12 protein-coding genes are annotated in these 15293 nt (G+C 61.3%); 7 read left to right on the forward strand and 5 right to left on the reverse strand.

The genetic code is table 11. The features are described from left to right. The first annotated feature begins 3 nt into the window (after window positions 1–3). Window positions 4–402: a type II toxin-antitoxin system VapC family toxin gene (locus tag IOD40_RS09555; protein ID WP_325099704.1), complete on the forward strand. Its 399-nt coding sequence runs from the start codon at window positions 4–6 to the stop codon at window positions 400–402. Then, a complete protein-coding gene (coaBC, locus tag IOD40_RS09560) occupies window positions 399–1619 on the forward strand; it encodes a bifunctional phosphopantothenoylcysteine decarboxylase/phosphopantothenate--cysteine ligase CoaBC (protein ID WP_198476316.1) in 1221 nt (406 codons plus the stop codon). Before IOD40_RS09555 ends, coaBC begins: the two co-directional genes overlap by 4 nt. 189 nt (window positions 1620–1808) lie before the next feature. Here coaBC and deoA read toward each other — a convergent pair whose 3' ends face one another. Together deoA and IOD40_RS09570 are read right to left on the reverse strand one after the other, a co-directional pair. Beyond that, window positions 1809–3125: a thymidine phosphorylase gene (gene deoA / locus IOD40_RS09565; RefSeq protein ID WP_198476317.1), complete on the reverse strand. Its 1317-nt coding sequence runs from the start codon at window positions 3123–3125 to the stop codon at window positions 1809–1811. Between the two features lie 19 nt (window positions 3126–3144). Next, on the reverse strand, window positions 3145–5322 hold the full coding sequence (locus IOD40_RS09570; protein ID WP_198476318.1) for a malate synthase G: 2178 nt from the start codon (window positions 5320–5322) through the stop codon (window positions 3145–3147). A gap of 243 nt (window positions 5323–5565) precedes the next feature. Between IOD40_RS09570 and IOD40_RS09575 the strand changes: the two genes are divergently transcribed. Beyond that, on the forward strand, window positions 5566–7038 hold the full coding sequence (locus IOD40_RS09575; protein WP_198476319.1) for an alanine/glycine:cation symporter family protein: 1473 nt from the start codon (window positions 5566–5568) through the stop codon (window positions 7036–7038). A 25-nt stretch (window positions 7039–7063) separates the two neighbouring features. On the opposite strand, the gene IOD40_RS09580 is transcribed toward IOD40_RS09575, so the two are convergent. After that, entirely contained in the window at window positions 7064–9091 is a 2028-nt protein-coding gene (locus IOD40_RS09580; protein WP_198476320.1) for a hydantoinase/oxoprolinase N-terminal domain-containing protein, read from the reverse strand. Window positions 9092–9162: 71 nt separating this feature from the next. Between IOD40_RS09580 and miaB the strand changes: the two genes are divergently transcribed. The 4 genes from miaB to IOD40_RS09600 all read left to right on the forward strand — a co-directional run bounded on the left by miaB (window position 9163) and on the right by IOD40_RS09600 (window position 13241). Continuing rightward, complete coding sequence (gene miaB / locus IOD40_RS09585; RefSeq protein WP_198476321.1) at window positions 9163–10563, forward strand: tRNA (N6-isopentenyl adenosine(37)-C2)-methylthiotransferase MiaB; 1401 nt, start codon at window positions 9163–9165, stop codon at window positions 10561–10563. Between the two features lie 72 nt (window positions 10564–10635). Beyond that, window positions 10636–11631, forward strand: a complete 996-nt coding sequence (locus IOD40_RS09590) for a PhoH family protein (RefSeq protein ID WP_198476417.1) — start codon at window positions 10636–10638, stop codon at window positions 11629–11631. Further along, complete coding sequence (ybeY, locus tag IOD40_RS09595; protein ID WP_198476322.1) at window positions 11628–12092, forward strand: rRNA maturation RNase YbeY; 465 nt, start codon at window positions 11628–11630, stop codon at window positions 12090–12092. Before IOD40_RS09590 ends, ybeY begins: the two co-directional genes overlap by 4 nt. Before the next feature lie 27 nt (window positions 12093–12119). Continuing rightward, window positions 12120–13241, forward strand: coding sequence for a hemolysin family protein (locus IOD40_RS09600; protein WP_198476323.1), 1122 nt, complete (start codon window positions 12120–12122; stop codon window positions 13239–13241). Here the strand turns inward: IOD40_RS09600 and IOD40_RS09605 are convergent. Continuing rightward, window positions 13238–14236, reverse strand: coding sequence for a type II secretion system F family protein (locus tag IOD40_RS09605; RefSeq protein WP_198476324.1), 999 nt, complete (start codon window positions 14234–14236; stop codon window positions 13238–13240). The two genes, IOD40_RS09600 and IOD40_RS09605, sit on opposite strands and share 4 nt — an antisense overlap. Before the next feature lie 6 nt (window positions 14237–14242). Next, window positions 14243–15253, reverse strand: coding sequence for a type II secretion system F family protein (locus IOD40_RS09610; protein ID WP_198476325.1), 1011 nt, complete (start codon window positions 15251–15253; stop codon window positions 14243–14245). Window positions 15254–15293: the final 40 nt, after the last annotated feature.

Here is a 15293-nt window from a genome sequence, read left to right on the forward strand (position 1 = left end):
TTCGTGATCGACACGTCAGCGGTCATGGCAATCTTGCTCGACGAGAGCGATTCCGAACTGTTTCGGCACCATCTGGACGAGCATCTGAACCCGGTCATCAGTGTTGCGACGCTTCACGAACTCTATTGCGTCGTGAACCGCGGCAACCTCACGCATGGCACAGAACAGACCAATACGTTGCTGTCATTGATCGAACCGGAGCTTGTCCCCTTCGGCATTGATCAACTTACCGTTGCCCGAGACGCTTACACCGCCTATGGCCGAGGGTCGGGTCACGCGGCTAACCTCAACATGGGCGATTGCTTTGCCTATGCTTGGGCGAAATCGCGTAACCTGCCGCTGCTTTTCAAGGGCGATGATTTCGTCCACACCGACATCAAACCCGCATTGGGGCGGCCATGAGCCTTTCTGGAAAACGCATTTTGCTCATCATCGGCGGCGGCATTGCTGCCTACAAGTGCTTGGACCTCATCCGGCGCTTGCGCGAGCGCGGGGCAAAGGTCCGCTGCGTCATGACGAAGGGCGCGCAGGAATTTGTCACGCCTCTGTCGATCGGTGCGCTCTCGGCTGACCATGTCTTCACCGAACTTTTCGACCGGCAGGACGAGCACGATGTCGGCCATATCCGCCTGTCACGCGAGGCTGACCTCGTGGTCGTCGCACCGGCGACGGCGGATCTGATGGCCAAGATGGCCAATGGCCATGCCGATGATCTTGCCTCGACTGTGCTGATGGCAACGAACAAGCCGGTTCTGATCGCGCCGGCGATGAATCCTGCGATGTGGAACCACGCCGCCACGCGCCGCAACCGCGCAACACTCACCAGCGACGGCATTCATTTCGTCGGCCCCGGTCGTGGAGAAATGGCGGAAAGCGGCGAAGCCGGCGAAGGCCGCATGGCCGAACCGCTGGAGATCGTGGCAGCCGTCGGAGCCTTGCTCGACACCGCACGAAAGCCGCTTGCCGGCAAGACCATCATCGTCACCTCCGGCCCGACCCACGAACCGATCGACCCCGTGCGCTACATCGCCAACCGCTCGTCCGGCAAGCAGGGCCACGCGATTGCAGCAGCCCTTGCCAAGCTTGGCGCAGCGGTGCGTCTCATCTCGGGTCCGGTGACCATCGCCGATCCAGCCGGCGTGATGGTCACGCGCGTCGAGACAGCGCGGCAGATGCTCGCTGCGGTCGAAGCTTCGCTTCCGGCAGATGCCGGCGTTTTCGTTGCCGCTGTAGCCGACTGGCGCACCGAGGGCGAGAGCGGTCAGAAGATCAAGAAGGAGCCCGGCCAAGGCGCGCCGGCGCTGCAGATGGTCGAAAACCCCGACATCCTCGCCACCATCGGCCACCACGCGAAGCGGCCAAAAGTCGTCGTCGGTTTTGCTGCTGAGACGCAAAACGTCGTCGAAAACGCGCGCAAGAAACTCGACAAGAAGGGTGCCGACCTCATCGTCGCCAACGACGTCTCCCACGACAGCGGCATCAACCCCAGCGGCGTCATGGGCGGCGACCGCAACGCCGTACGCATCGTGACGCGCGAAGGCGTCGAGGACTGGCCGGAACTGTCAAAGGACGAAACGGCGACAAGGTTGGCTGAGATGATTGCGGCGAGGTTGGGCTAAGTAGCTGCCCCCTCCACCACCTCCGGTGGTCCCCCTCCCCCGTAAACGGGGGAGGATCCGAACGTCGCGTACTACGATCTTCGGGATATCCCCTATAATTGAGGATGAGAGCGTCGCGCACAGCCTCTCCGGGATCTTCCCCCGCCTGTGGGGGAAGTGTCGCGAAGCGATGAAGGGGGCGGCTTGGCGCTACACCGCTGTCACCCTACGCAAGATCACCTTCGGCGTCCGAGGCCGCGCCTCACCAATCCCGTACGCGTCCAGCACCGCGCGCTCTGCCACCTCAGCACCATCCTCACTGCGCGCATGCACCAGCGCCAATCGATCCCCGACACGCACCTCTGCGCCAATCGGCAGAAGTTCCGAAAAACCCACCGCGTGGTCGATCTTCTGCTCGGGCTTGGTTCGCCCACCGCCGAGCCCCACACCCGCCAATCCGATGTCGCGGGATTGGATGCTGGTGACAAAGCCAGACCTAACCGCCTTAACTTCACGGATCACCGGCGCAATTGGGAGATAGCTCTGGTAACGCGCGAGAAAGTCGGTTGGGCCGCCGAGTGCAGCGATCATGTGTGCGAAGGTCTCAGCGGCACGGCCGCTTTCGAGCGCCGCAGTGGCCGTTCGCTCCGCCTGTGCAAATGTTGACGCAATGCCGGCGGCGAGAAGCATTTCCGAAGCCAGCGCGATCGTCACTTCGATCAGGCGCGTGTCCCGGCGTTTGCCGGTCAGCACTTCCACCGCGTTGACGACTTCGAGCGCGTTACCCGCAGCGCTGGCGAGCGGCTGGTTCATGTCGGTGATCAGCGCTGTCGTCGGCAACCCAGCGCCGTTGGCGACCTCGACGAGGCTTTGCGCCAGCGTCGCGGCGTGCTTGGTCGTTGCCATGAACGAGCCGTTGCCGGCCTTGACGTCCAGCACCAGCGATTTCAGGCCCGCGGCAAGCTTCTTTGACAGGATCGAGCCGGTGATGAGCGGAACTGATTCCACCGTCGCGGTCACGTCGCGGATGGCATAGAGGCGTTTGTCGGCGGGGGCGAGGTTTTCGGTCTGGCCGATGATAGCGCAGCCGACCTCGCGCACCACCTTGCGAAACCGAAGATTGTCCGGCGCGCTCGTATAGCCGGGGATCGCGTCCATCTTGTCGAGCGTGCCGCCGGTATGGCCAAGGCCACGGCCCGAGATCATCGGCACATAGGCGCCGCAGGCGGCAACCAGCGGCGCAAGCAAAAGGGAAACGTTGTCGCCAACGCCTCCCGTGGAATGCTTGTCAGTCACCGGCCCCGGCAGGTCCGTCCAATCGAGGACGGTGCCGGAATCCCGCATGGCGAGGGTCAGCGCAACCGCCTCGTCCCTTGCCAGGCCGTTGAAGAAGACCGCCATGGCGAATGCCGCCACCTGGCCTTCCGAAAAGCCTCCCGAAACGAGACCGTCGACAAAGGCGGCGATCTCTTCCCGGTTCAAATTCCCGCCATCACGCTTCTTGCGAATGATTTCCTGCGGGAACATGGGGCTTTCCTCTTTTCAATCAGGCCGCGCGATCCTTGGCCTTCAGCTCGAGGCGGCGTGCATGCAGCACCGGCTCGGTGTAGCCCGACGGCTGTTCGCGACCCTTGAAGACGAGGTCGCATGCCGCAAGGAACGCAATCGAATCTTCGAAGTTCGGCGCCATCGGACGATAGAACGGATCGCTCTCGTTCTGACGGTCAACGACGCTTGCCATGCGTTTCATGGTCTCCATCACCTGATCGCGCGAAACGACACCGTGATGCAGCCAGTTCGCCATGTGCTGCGCCGAAATACGCAGCGTTGCGCGGTCTTCCATCAGGCCGACATCGTTGATGTCCGGCACCTTGGAGCAGCCGACACCCTGGTCGATCCATCGCACGACGTAACCCAGGATACCCTGCGCATTGTTGTCGAGCTCGTGCTGGATCTCTTCCGGGGTCCAGTTCGGACGCGGCGCGACCGGCACCGACAGGATGTCGGAGAGTTTGGCGCGCGAACGGCTCTTCAGTTCGGCCTGTACAGCCTGCACATCAACCTTGTGGTAGTGGGTCGCGTGAAGGGTTGCTGCGGTCGGCGAGGGAACCCATGCGGTGTTTGCGCCAGCCTTCGGATGCCCGATCTTCTGCTCGAGCATGTCTGCCATCAGGTCCGGCATGGCCCACATGCCTTTGCCGATCTGGGCATGGCCCGAAAGACCGCATTCGAGACCGATATCGACGTTCCACTGCTCGTAAGCACCGATCCACGATGCCTGCTTCATGTCGCCCTTGCGGATCATCGGGCCTGCTTCCATCGAGGTGTGCATCTCGTCGCCGGTGCGATCAAGGAAGCCGGTATTGATGAAGACGACGCGTTCCCTGGCAGCGCGAATGCACTCCTTGAGGTTCACCGTCGTGCGGCGCTCCTCGTCCATGATGCCCATCTTCATCGTGTTCGGCTGCATGCCGACCAACTTTTCAACGCGGGTGAAGAGGTCGACCGCGAAGGCGACTTCTTCCGGGCCGTGCATCTTCGGCTTGACGACATACATCGAGCCTGCGCGACTGTTGGCGCGGCGTCCATTCGAACCAACGTCATGCAACGCGATCAGCGCGGTGATCGCGGCATCCATGATGCCTTCCGGAATTTCCGACCCATCTGCCAAGAGGATCGCGGGGTTGGTCATCAGGTGGCCGACATTGCGAACCAGCATCAGCGAGCGACCCGGCAGGACAAGCTTCGAGCCGTCCGCAGCGACATATTCGCGGTCCGGATTGAGGCGGCGGGTGAAGGTCTTGCCGCCCTTCTCGATCTCTTCAGCGAGCTTGCCATTCATCAGGCCGAGCCAGTTGCGATAGACGGCAACCTTGTCTTCGGCGTCGACGGCAGCAACCGAATCTTCGCAGTCCTGAATGGTTGTCAGGGCCGATTCCACGATCACGTCGGCAATCGCAGCCTTGTCGGTCTTGCCGATCGGGCTTTCACCATTGATGACGATTTCGAGGTGCAGGCCGTTCTTCTTCAGAAGGATCGAGGACGGAGCTGCTGCATCGCCGAGATAGCCGGCAAGCTGCGCACCGTCGACGAGACCTGCAACCTGGCCATTCTCCAGCGTGATGACAAGGCGGCCTTCAGCGATGACGAACGATTTGACATCAGTCCAGCTTGCGCCATCGATCGGCGCACTTTCATTGAGGAAATTGCGGGCCCAGGCGATGACCTTGTCGCCGCGAATCGGATTGTAGCCCTTGCTCTTTTCAGCGCCGCCCTCTTCCGAAATGGCGTCGGTGCCGTAAAGCGCGTCGTAGAGCGAGCCCCACCGCGCATTGGCAGCGTTCAGCGCGTAGCGTGCATTCATCACCGGCACGACGAGCTGCGGCCCTGCAATGGTAGCGATTTCCGGATCGACATTGTCGGTAGACACGCTGAAGGCGTCGCCTTCCGGAACGAGATAGCCGATGTCGCGCAGGAACTGCTCGTAAATCGCCATGTCGGATGGCGCCCCGTTCGCGCGGTGCCATTCGTCGATCTTGGCCTGCAGATCATCGCGCTTGGCAAGCAGCGCGCGGTTCTTCGGGGCGAGTTCGTTGGCAATCGCGCCAAAGCCTGCCCAGAACGCCTCCGCGTCTACTCCGGTCCCGGGGAGCGCCTCGTCTGCAACAAAGCGGTAGAGCTCCGCTGCGATTTCAAGGCCGTGTGCATTGACGCGGTCCAACATGAATACCTCCAGTACATGTGAATTGCGTAAGCCTTTCACCATGCCCGCCGCGCCGGGTCAATTCGCGCCAACGTTGAAAGACTATCTTCAACGGAGCGTGTTCGCGCATAAATGCTACGGCTGGTTGCACCCCGACACGATTTGGACGAATACTGCCCGGATCGGCTGTCGTGGTGGGGGCAGGCTTGGGGGGAGTCACGGGAACCGAGCAGTACAGTCTCAAGCCCTGGAGAGGGACACAAGATGGAATGGCTCACCGGTTTCTTTTCCCTGATTGATAGTTTGACCTGGGGCTGGGCGTTGATCCCGCTTCTCGTCGTGTTCGGCGCATTCTTCACGCTGCTCAGCGGTTTCGTGCAGATCGAATACTTCGGCCGCATGTTCCGCGTCCTGCGTGGCAACGATGACGGTGCTGATCCGAATGCGGTGAGCGCACGTCAGGCGCTGCTGGTCTCGGTCGGCGGTCGTGTTGGCGGTGGCAACATTGCAGGCGTTGCCGTCGCGATCACGCTCGGCGGCCCCGGCGCAGTGTTCTGGATGTGGGCGATCGCGCTTGTCGGCATGGCGACCAGCCTTGTCGAGTGTACGCTCGCTCAGCTCTACAAGCGCAGCGTCGGCGACGGCACCTATCGTGGTGGCCCGGCTTCCTACATCATCCACGGCATCGGCCCGCGCTATCGCTGGCTGGCAGTCGTCTACGCGATCTGCCTGATGGCCGCGTTTGCCTTCGGCTTCAATGCGTTCCAGGGCAACACCTTTGCCGGCGCAGTCAACGAGAGCCTTGGCATCGATCGTGTCTATCCGGGCATTCTTCTGGCGATCCTCACCGCCTTCATCGTCTATGGCGGCATCAAGCGTATCGCCAAGGCATCTGACGTGATCATCCCGGTCATGGCCTTCGGCTATATCGCGCTGGCGCTGATCACGATCATCGTCAACATCGCCGACGTGCCGGGCGTTCTCTACAGCATCGTCGCCAACGCGTTTGGCATCGAGGAAGCTGTCGGTGGCGGCGTTGGTGCGGCTCTGGCGCAGGGTCTGCGTCGCGGTCTGTTCTCGAATGAGGCAGGCCTGGGCTCGGCTCCGAACGTTGCAGCTACAGCGCTCGTGCGTCACCCAATGAGTCAGGGCATCACGCAGTCATTCTCGGTCTTTATCGACACGATGATCATCTGCACCTGCACCGCCTTCATCGTGCTCCTGTCGCCGGTCTACCAGCCGGGTGCAGAGGGCGTCGACGGCATCGTGCTGACGCAGCAGTCTCTGGCGAGCCAGTTCGGCGATTGGGCGCTCTACTACCTGACGCTGATGATCCTGCTCTTCTCGTTCTCGACGATCATCTACAACTACTATCTCGGCGAGACGGCGCTGTCGGTGATGACAACGCATCCGATGGCTATCCATGTTCTGCGCATTGCAGTCGTGGCGATGACCTTCCTCGGCGCGATTGCTCCGGGTGCAACGGCGGTGTTCTTCTTCTCCGATCCGCTGATGGGCCTGCTCGCCGTCGTCAACCTCATCGCGATCATGATGCTGTTCCCGATCGCGCTGCGCGTGCTCAACGATTACCGCGACCAGCTACGGTCCGGCATCGACAAGCCAGTCTTCCATCCGAGCAAGTTCGCGGATCTTGATATCGATCCGACCGCGTGGCCGCTCGCGCATGAAGGTACGGAAAAGGCACAGCCGCATCATCGCGGCGAAGCCATCGCCTGATCCGCATCAGGCGTCCAACAACGGGTCAGGCCGCGATACGCGGCCTGCCCGATGCCGAGGCCGTAATGATCGCCTCGATAAAGGTGCGCTGGCCTTCGACGGTCGCGGCGCGAATGTCGTGGTCGAGTGAAACTTGCGCGTCTTCTGCGCCCGCCTCTGCGGCGCGAACCGAAACGGCTTCCCCTGCAAGCCGCACCGCTTCGGCGAGCGCTGCATCCTCGTCGGGGAAATCGACAAGCCCCACCGCGGAAGATACGCGGAAGATGCCCGGCTCAGGCTGGCTCACCTGAACTTCCGCCGACACCCGCACCTGCCCCACCACGGCACCCAGTGCGTTCGCCACATCCGTGTCTTCCGGAACGACGCATTCGCTTCCGACCAGCGGCGACAGCTTTTCGTAGTGCAGGCGCGCCGAAGCGCCCAGCCCGATAACCTTCCTGTCGAGCGCGATCGACATCAGCGCAAATCCTGGCTGGCGATCCAGCGCCCGCTGAACGAGCGGATGGCGAACGGTCTCCCCGCCGTCAAAACCGTCTTCCGACCAGGCGGTCTGCAAGATCACCTCTGCTGACCGGCGCGTCAGCGCGGCCAGAACCTGTTCCGACATTTCCTCCGGGCTTTGAGCGATGAATTCGCCCCTGCCATCCTTGCGCCGCGCAAACAGCGCCGCTCCAAGACGAGCCGCCTCGGCACTCCAATTGTCCTGCTTTCCAAGGACATGCGCGGCATCAGAGGGCGTGAAGCCGGCAATGTGCACAAGCCCCCTCGCCACGAGCCGGTTCAGCGTCGCCACCTGAGAGGTTGATGAAACAAGCCCTTCCAGCGGCTGCGCCATATCGGTTACAGCCTTATAGAGCCGTTCCTCTGCCGAGGTCAGGCCCGCTGCGTGCTGCTCCGGTATGCCGGTTCGAAACGCGAAACGGCCATCAAGACGTCCGGGGATTGTTCCCCGCAGCTGCCGCTCCAGCAACTCAACGATTTTTGGATGTCGCGTGGCAGCGAGCGCGAGCGGCACGAGACGCCGGGGGCCCAGCAGGATGCGTGGGCGCAGTCCGCCTTCTTCCAGCAAAACTTCCGAATCTCCCCCAAGGCCGAACGTGTGCATCGCCACTGCCTCCACCATGGTGCGGAATCCGCCCACACTTGCCCCTTCAGGGTCTAGCCTTGGCCTGCCGTGATGGAGGATCGCCACATCCGTTGTCGTCCCGCCAATGTCCGAAACCAGCGCATCGTCGAGCCCGGTGAGGTGACGCGCACCCACAAGACTTGCTGCCGGGCCGGACAAGATCGTCTCGATCGGGCGGCGGCGCGCGAAGGCTGCCGACACCAGTGCGCCGTCGCCCCTGACGACCATTAGCGGCGCAGTAATGCCGCGCGCGGCGAGAAAGCCTTCGGTTGCTGCGATCAGCCGGTCGATCATTGAAATCAGGCGCGCATTGAGCAGCGTCGTCAGCGCGCGTCGGGGACCGCCAAGCTTGGCCGAGAGCTCATGGCTTGCCGTTACCGGAAGTTCGGTCCGCTCACGAATGAGGTCGGATACGGCCACCTCATGCTCGGGATTGCGGACGGCGAAATACGCACATACAGCAAAGCCGGTCACGCTCCTGGCCAGTTCTGGCAACGCGGCCTCAAGCGGCGCCACATCCAGCGGCTGGGCGTTGCCATGCACGTCATGGCCGCCCGGAATAAAAATCACAGGGTCGGAACCTAGCGCCGAGCGAAGCCCTGCGCGATCAAGGTCGTCTTCTCCAAAGCCGATCATTACAAGCGCGACGCGCCCGCCCTGCCCTTCAACCAGCGCATTGGTCGCAAGCGTCGTCGACATGGAAACGAGGCGGATATCAGAGCCGGCAACATCTGCGTGCCGCAGAACACGGTCAACCGCGCCGGCGATGCCTTCAGCAAGGTCATGCCGCGTTGTCAGCGACTTGGCTTTGGCGAGAACGGCGCCCTTTGGTCCGGCGGCTTCATCCCACAGCACCGCATCTGTGTAGGTGCCGCCGGTATCGATGCCGAGGAACAGACTGGATGAAGACTTAGCAGAACGAGACATGCATCCGCTTTAGCGGAAGCGCTGGTTCAAAGCATCTGTCATTTGCGACGAAAAAGCGTTAGAGACGCGCCATGGAACTGAACAATACGATCACCCGCAGCGAAGAAACCGGCGAGACGTCACGTCCTGCGCCGACCAAGAAGGTCTTCATCAAGACCTATGGCTGCCAGATGAACGTCTACGACTCGCAGCGCATGACCGATGCGCTGACTACGGATGGCTATGCGCAGACCGAGGCAATCGAAGATGCCGACCTGATCCTTTTCAACACCTGCCACATTCGTGAGCGGGCCGCGGAAAAGGTCTATTCCGAACTTGGTCGACTGAATAAGCTCAAGGCCGAGCGCGCCAGCAACGGTCGCGAGATGCTGGTCGGCGTGACGGGTTGCGTGGCCCAGGCTGAAGGCAACGAGATCCTTCGCCGCTCGCCGGTCGTTGATCTGGTCGTTGGTCCGCAGACCTACCACCGCCTGCCTCAGGTCGTGAAGAAGGCTCGCGCGGGCGAAAAGATCGTCGAGACCGAATACGCTATCGAAGACAAGTTTGAGCATTTGCCCAAGCTTGAAAAGGCAGCGGTTCGCAGTCGAGGCGTCACCGCCTTTCTGACCGTTCAGGAAGGCTGCGACAAGTTTTGCACCTTCTGCGTCGTGCCTTACACGCGCGGCTCCGAAGTCTCGCGCCCGGTGTCACAGATCGTGGCCGAGGCCGAGCGTCTGACGGAAGCTGGCGTGCGCGAAATCACGCTGCTAGGGCAGAACGTCAATGCCTGGCATGGCGAGGGTCCGGACGGCAAGGAGTGGGGTCTTGCCCAGCTTCTCTACCGGCTCGCTGAAGTTCCGGGCCTTGCACGTCTGCGCTATACCACCAGCCATCCGCGCGACATGGACGTGGATCTGATCGCAGCCCACCGCGATCTGGCATCCTTGATGCCATACCTGCACCTGCCGGTGCAGTCCGGCTCGGACCGTATCCTCAAGGCGATGAACCGCAAGCACACAGCGGACGAATATCTGCGTCTCATCGAACGAATCCGCGAGGCGCGCCTCGACATTGCGATGTCCGGCGACTTCATTGTCGGCTTCCCGGGTGAGACCGATGAAGACTTTGAAGCGACGATGCGCCTGATCCGTGAGGTCAATTACGCCCAGGCCTTCTCCTTCAAATATTCGCAGCGTCCGGGAACACCCGGAGCGGATATGAAGTTTCAGGTGGAAGAGCACGTCAAGGATGAAAGGCTGCAGCAATTGCAGGCGCTACTCATGCAGCAGCAGCACGCCTTCACAGCGTCCCGCATCGGGATGGAAATGAATGCGCTGATCGAGAAGCCGGGGCGCAAGCCGGGCCAGATCGTCGGACGCTCTCCTTGGCTGCAGCCAGTTATTATTGATGAAAATGTCGCGCAGATAGGTGACATTATCAAAGTAAGAATCATGAGTGCGGGTCCCAACAGCCTCTACGCCGAGCCGGCTTGAGGCACATCCTAGGAGAGATGTTATTTGAGCGCCGCCACCGACCTTAAAGCACTGCCCGCCGGGGCATCCGACATGGCGCACATCGTTCTGACCTTTGACAACAACAGGCTTGCGAGTGCCCTTTTTGGGCAGTTCGACGAGAACCTGGCCCGGTTGGAACAAAAACTAGGGATCGAGATCAGCTCCAAGGGCAACCTGCTCACCATCAAGGGCGAGCAGACAGCTGCGGAGCAGGCGCGCCGCGCGCTCGACTACCTTTATGAGCTTTTGCAGAAAGGCGCGGACCTCTCCCCATCAGACGTTGATGGCGCGGTGCGGATCGCAGTTGCCACTGAAGACCAGCTGACACTTCCAACCCTCGAACGGAAGGGCAAGATGAACGCAGCGCAGATCTCCACGCGCAAGCGGACTATCTACGCGCGCTCGGCCAACCAGGACGCCTATATGCGGGCGCTGGAACGCTCTGAGCTTGTTTTCGGGGTTGGCCCCGCAGGCACAGGCAAGACCTACCTCGCGGTCGCCCATGCAGCGATGCTTCTGGAGCGGGGACTGGTCGAGCGCATCATCCTGTCGCGTCCTGCTGTCGAGGCAGGCGAGCGGCTCGGCTTCCTGCCGGGCGACATGAAGGAAAAGGTCGACCCTTATCTTCGTCCCCTCTACGACGCGCTCTACGACATGATCCCCGCTGACAAGGTTGAGCGGGCGATTGCCGCAGAGGTGATCGAGATCGCTCCGCTCGCCTTCATGCGCGGACGCACACTGCGCAATGCAGCGGTGATCCTCGATGAAGCACAGAACACCACCGCGATGCAGATGAAGATGTTTCTGACGCGTCTCGGCGAAGGTGGGCGCATGATCGTCACGGGCGATCCGTCGCAGATCGACCTGCCACCGAATACGCGCTCCGGGCTGGTCGAAGCCCTTCAGGTCCTCGAAGGCGTGCAGGGCATCGTGACGGTTCGCTTCAATGATGTTGACGTTGTCCGTCATCCTCTGGTCGCCGAAATCGTCAAGGCGTATGACCGCCACGGTGCCGGCTCAGGCCCAAGAGGACGCGAAGACATTTGATTGACATCGACATATCGGTGGAGGCCGGAGGCTGGGCCCCCGAAGCCACCCTTCACTCAATTGTGAACACGGCAGTTACGGCCTGCCTCGCCGAACTTGGCCTGGAAGGGGATAGCGAATTGTCCCTTCTCTTCACAGATGACGCGCATATTCAGGTGCTTAACCGCGAATGGCGCGGCAAGGACAAGCCGACCAATGTGCTGTCCTTTCCAGCATTCGATACGGCTCCCGGTGATCCTCTTCCACCCATGCTGGGCGATATCGCCATCGCCTTTGAAACGGTGGAATCGGAAGCGTCACTGGAAAAAAAGACATTCGATCACCATCTTACGCATCTCATAGTCCATGGGCAGTTGCATCTGCTCGGATACGACCATGAGGACGAAGAAGAAGCCGAGGAAATGGAGGCGCTTGAACGCCAGATCCTCGCAAGGCTTGATATTCCTGATCCATATGAGTAACTGAGATCGTCCAACGATCTGGAAGCGATGACCGAGAACGCACAGAGTGCTGCGCCTGCCGAGCAGGGTAACAGCAGCCACCAGGGCGCCGAGCAATCAGGCGAAGCCCCCAGTACACCCGCCGGGCGATCCGGCGCGAGACCAACCATCATTGATCGGCTGTTCGCCCGGTTCCGGCAGCGGAACGGTTCGAATCTGCGCGAGGATCTTGCTGACGCCCTGTCGGAAGATGCGACCGAAGATACCGGATCGACCTTCTCGCCGGCTGAGCGTGCGATGCTCAACAACATCCTGCGCCTGCGCGAATTGCGGGTCGAGGATGTGATGGTGCCGCGCGCTGACATCGAGGCGATCGACCTTTCGACCAAGCTCAGCGACCTCCTGACCCTTTTCGAAGAGTCCGGTCGCTCGCGCATGCCGGTCTATCACGAAAATCTCGATGACCCGCGTGGCATGGTCCACATCCGCGATGTCGTCGGCCACATCACCCGCACTGCCAAGCAAAAGCGTGGGCGCACCCGCAAGAACGGCAGCAACGGGGTGCTGGATCTGAGCTCCATCGACCTGTCGCAGACGGTGGAAGACGCCAACATCATCCGGCCGGTTCTGTTCGTTCCTCCCTCCATGCTGGCATCAGATCTGATGGCGCGCATGCAGGCAGAGCGCATTCAGATGGCGCTCGTGATCGACGAATATGGCGGCACGGACGGCCTCGTCTCGCTGGAAGACGTGGTCGAAATGGTTGTTGGCGACATTGAAGACGAGCACGACGACGATGAGCCAATGATCGTGCGCGCCTCCGAAGGTGTCTTCCTTGTTGATGCCAAGGCCGAGATCGAAGAGGTTTCGGAGGTCATCGGCGATGCCTTCGCCGCTGGTGAGCATGCTGAGGACGTCGACACCATCGGCGGCATGATCTTCAACACGCTGGGCCGCGTCCCGATCCGTGGCGAGGTCGTGCAGGCGATTCCGGGCTTCGAGTTCCATGTCCTCGACGCTGATCCACGCAGGGTCAAGCGCGTGCGCATCGTGCAGACGCGGGTGGCAGAGCGCCGCCGTGCGAAGGCTGCAGCAGCACGCGAGGCAAAGGCGATGACGCCAGCTGAGACTGTTGAGCCTGTGGAACAGACGGAAGCTGCTGCCAGCTAGTTCGGGAAGATCCCGCGTTCGGCGACCTGAATTCCAGCCGGACCGAGGATCACCGCGAACAGGACAGGCAGAAAGAAAAGGATCATCGGCACTGTCAATTTGGGCGGCAGTGCCGCGGCCTTCTTCTCCGCCTCATTCATTCTCATGTCCCGGCTTTCTGCGGCCAGAACGCGAAGCGCATGGGCAACCGGCGTTCCGTAGCGCTCGGCTTGCACCAGTGCCTGGGTGACGCTGCGCACAGTCTGCAATCCGGTGCGCGCAGCAAGGTTATCGTAGGCCTGACGTCGCTCCTGCAGGAACGACAGCTCCGCATTGGTCAGGACCAGCTCCTCCGCAAGTTCAACCGACTGAGCGCCGATCTCATCGGCGACCCTTCGAAAGGCGGCCTCAACCGACATGCCGGATTCCACACAGATGAGAAGCAGGTCGAGGGCGTCCGGCCATGCCTTCTGGATCGACTGCTTTCGCTTGGTCGCACGGTTCGAGACGTAGAGGTTCGGTGCATAAAATCCCGCATAGGCGAGCAGGATCACGACGAACAGCTTCATGAGCCCCGGCTGATCGGGAAGCCCCCCGAGCACGAAGATGTAGATAAGGCCGAGGGCCACGCCGACAAACGGGAGTATGAGCCGGAAGAAGAGAAAATAGGTCAGCGGGTTTTGGCCGCGAAAACCGGCGACCTTCAGTTTGGCAATCGTCTGCTCGTCCGCCAATGCGCGCCGCAGGTCAAGGCGTTCCACAATCTTGCGCATGCCTGCTGGTGAGGCATCTTCACGTAATCCGCGCCGCCTCCGGTCCGCCTCTGCTGCAAGACGTGCGCGCTGCTGCGCACGCAGTTCGTCGCGCTCGAGTGCCACCGATTTCATCCGCACCTTCAGCGGATCACCTCGCCATGAAGGCAGCAGCGTAATGACCGTTAGAAACACCGCCACGGACACCACCAGAGCAACCATGAAGGCGGGATCTGTAACGGATGAGGCAACCAGCTTGATCATGACGCCCTAGACCTCGAAGTTCATCATCTTCCTCATCACGAAGATGCCGATCGACATCCACACGCCCGCAACGGTGAGGATGAAGTGGCCTGTCGGATGAGTGAACAATGGCATGATGTAGCCAGGGCTCGACAGGTAAACGAGGAAGGCAACGACGAATGGCAGCGCGCCGATGATAACGGCCGACGCCTTCGCTTCCATCGATAGCGCCTGAATCTTGGCTTTCATTTTCTTGCGATCGCGCAACACCTTGGAAAGATTGTTAAGCGCTTCGGAAAGATTACCACCGGCCTGGCTCTGAATCTGGATCACGATGCCGAAGAAGCTTGCTTCAGGGCACGGCATGGTTTCCGGCATTCGCAAGACCGCTTCGGGTAGTGAAAGACCCAGCTGTTGAGACTCAACCACTCGGCGGAATTCACTTCTGACCGGCTCCGGCGATTCCGATGCGATAAGGCGAACCGCATCGTTCAACGGCAGGCCCGACTTAACCGCGCGAACGATGACGTCCAGGGCATTCGGGAATTCGTTGAGGAACGCCTTGACCCGCCTTGCGCGGATGAAGTTCACCGTCCAGCGAGGCAATCCGACTGCCCCGACACCCAGCGCCCCCGGCACAGCCAGAAGCGGCGCTCCGATCATCAGCACAAGCAGCGCACAGACGAGGCCGCACAAAGCCGAGTAAACGTAAAAGCGGCGCATCGAAATATCGAGCCCGGCCTGCCGCAGCTGCACCCGCATCGGTGGCTTGCTGACCTTGAGGTTCCGGCTCTTCTGCTTGGCCTCAAGCTCTTTGAGCGAATCCTGAAGCGACTTTCGTCGTCGAGCAACTTCCGCGGTTCTGTCCCGGGTGGCTCGCAGCGCATTCATGTCGGTCTCGGCGCGCTTGATCGCGTTGAGGCGCTGCCCAACCTTGCGCTCGCTCTCCACCGTCTTGAAAAGCAGCCCATAGGCCAGAGCGGCAGCGCTTGTTGCAGCGAGCAGAACGAAGATGAGGGTGCCGCTCATGCCCGACATGGCAGCCTCCCGGCGCTCTGCTCATACATACATTGAAGCC

It is taken from the genome of Aquamicrobium zhengzhouense, assembly GCF_016124105.1.
Lineage (GTDB): Bacteria > Pseudomonadota > Alphaproteobacteria > Rhizobiales > Rhizobiaceae > Aerobium > Aerobium zhengzhouense.

Excerpts from the sequence above, each read along its gene's own strand:
- coaBC (WP_198476316.1), top strand. The coding sequence starts at position 399 with ATGAGCCTTTCTGGAAAACGCATTTTGCTCATCATCGGCGGCGGCATT.
- deoA (WP_198476317.1), bottom strand. The coding sequence starts at position 3,125 with ATGTTCCCGCAGGAAATCATTCGCAAGAAGCGTGATGGCGGGAATTTG.
- IOD40_RS09570 (WP_198476318.1), bottom strand. The coding sequence starts at position 5,322 with ATGTTGGACCGCGTCAATGCACACGGCCTTGAAATCGCAGCGGAGCTC.
- IOD40_RS09575 (WP_198476319.1), top strand. The coding sequence starts at position 5,566 with ATGGAATGGCTCACCGGTTTCTTTTCCCTGATTGATAGTTTGACCTGG.
- IOD40_RS09580 (WP_198476320.1), bottom strand. The coding sequence starts at position 9,091 with ATGTCTCGTTCTGCTAAGTCTTCATCCAGTCTGTTCCTCGGCATCGAT.
- miaB (WP_198476321.1), top strand. The coding sequence starts at position 9,163 with ATGGAACTGAACAATACGATCACCCGCAGCGAAGAAACCGGCGAGACG.
- IOD40_RS09590 (WP_198476417.1), top strand. The coding sequence starts at position 10,636 with ATGGCGCACATCGTTCTGACCTTTGACAACAACAGGCTTGCGAGTGCC.
- IOD40_RS09600 (WP_198476323.1), top strand. The coding sequence starts at position 12,120 with ATGACCGAGAACGCACAGAGTGCTGCGCCTGCCGAGCAGGGTAACAGC.
- IOD40_RS09605 (WP_198476324.1), bottom strand. The coding sequence starts at position 14,236 with ATGATCAAGCTGGTTGCCTCATCCGTTACAGATCCCGCCTTCATGGTT.
- IOD40_RS09610 (WP_198476325.1), bottom strand. The coding sequence starts at position 15,253 with ATGTCGGGCATGAGCGGCACCCTCATCTTCGTTCTGCTCGCTGCAACA.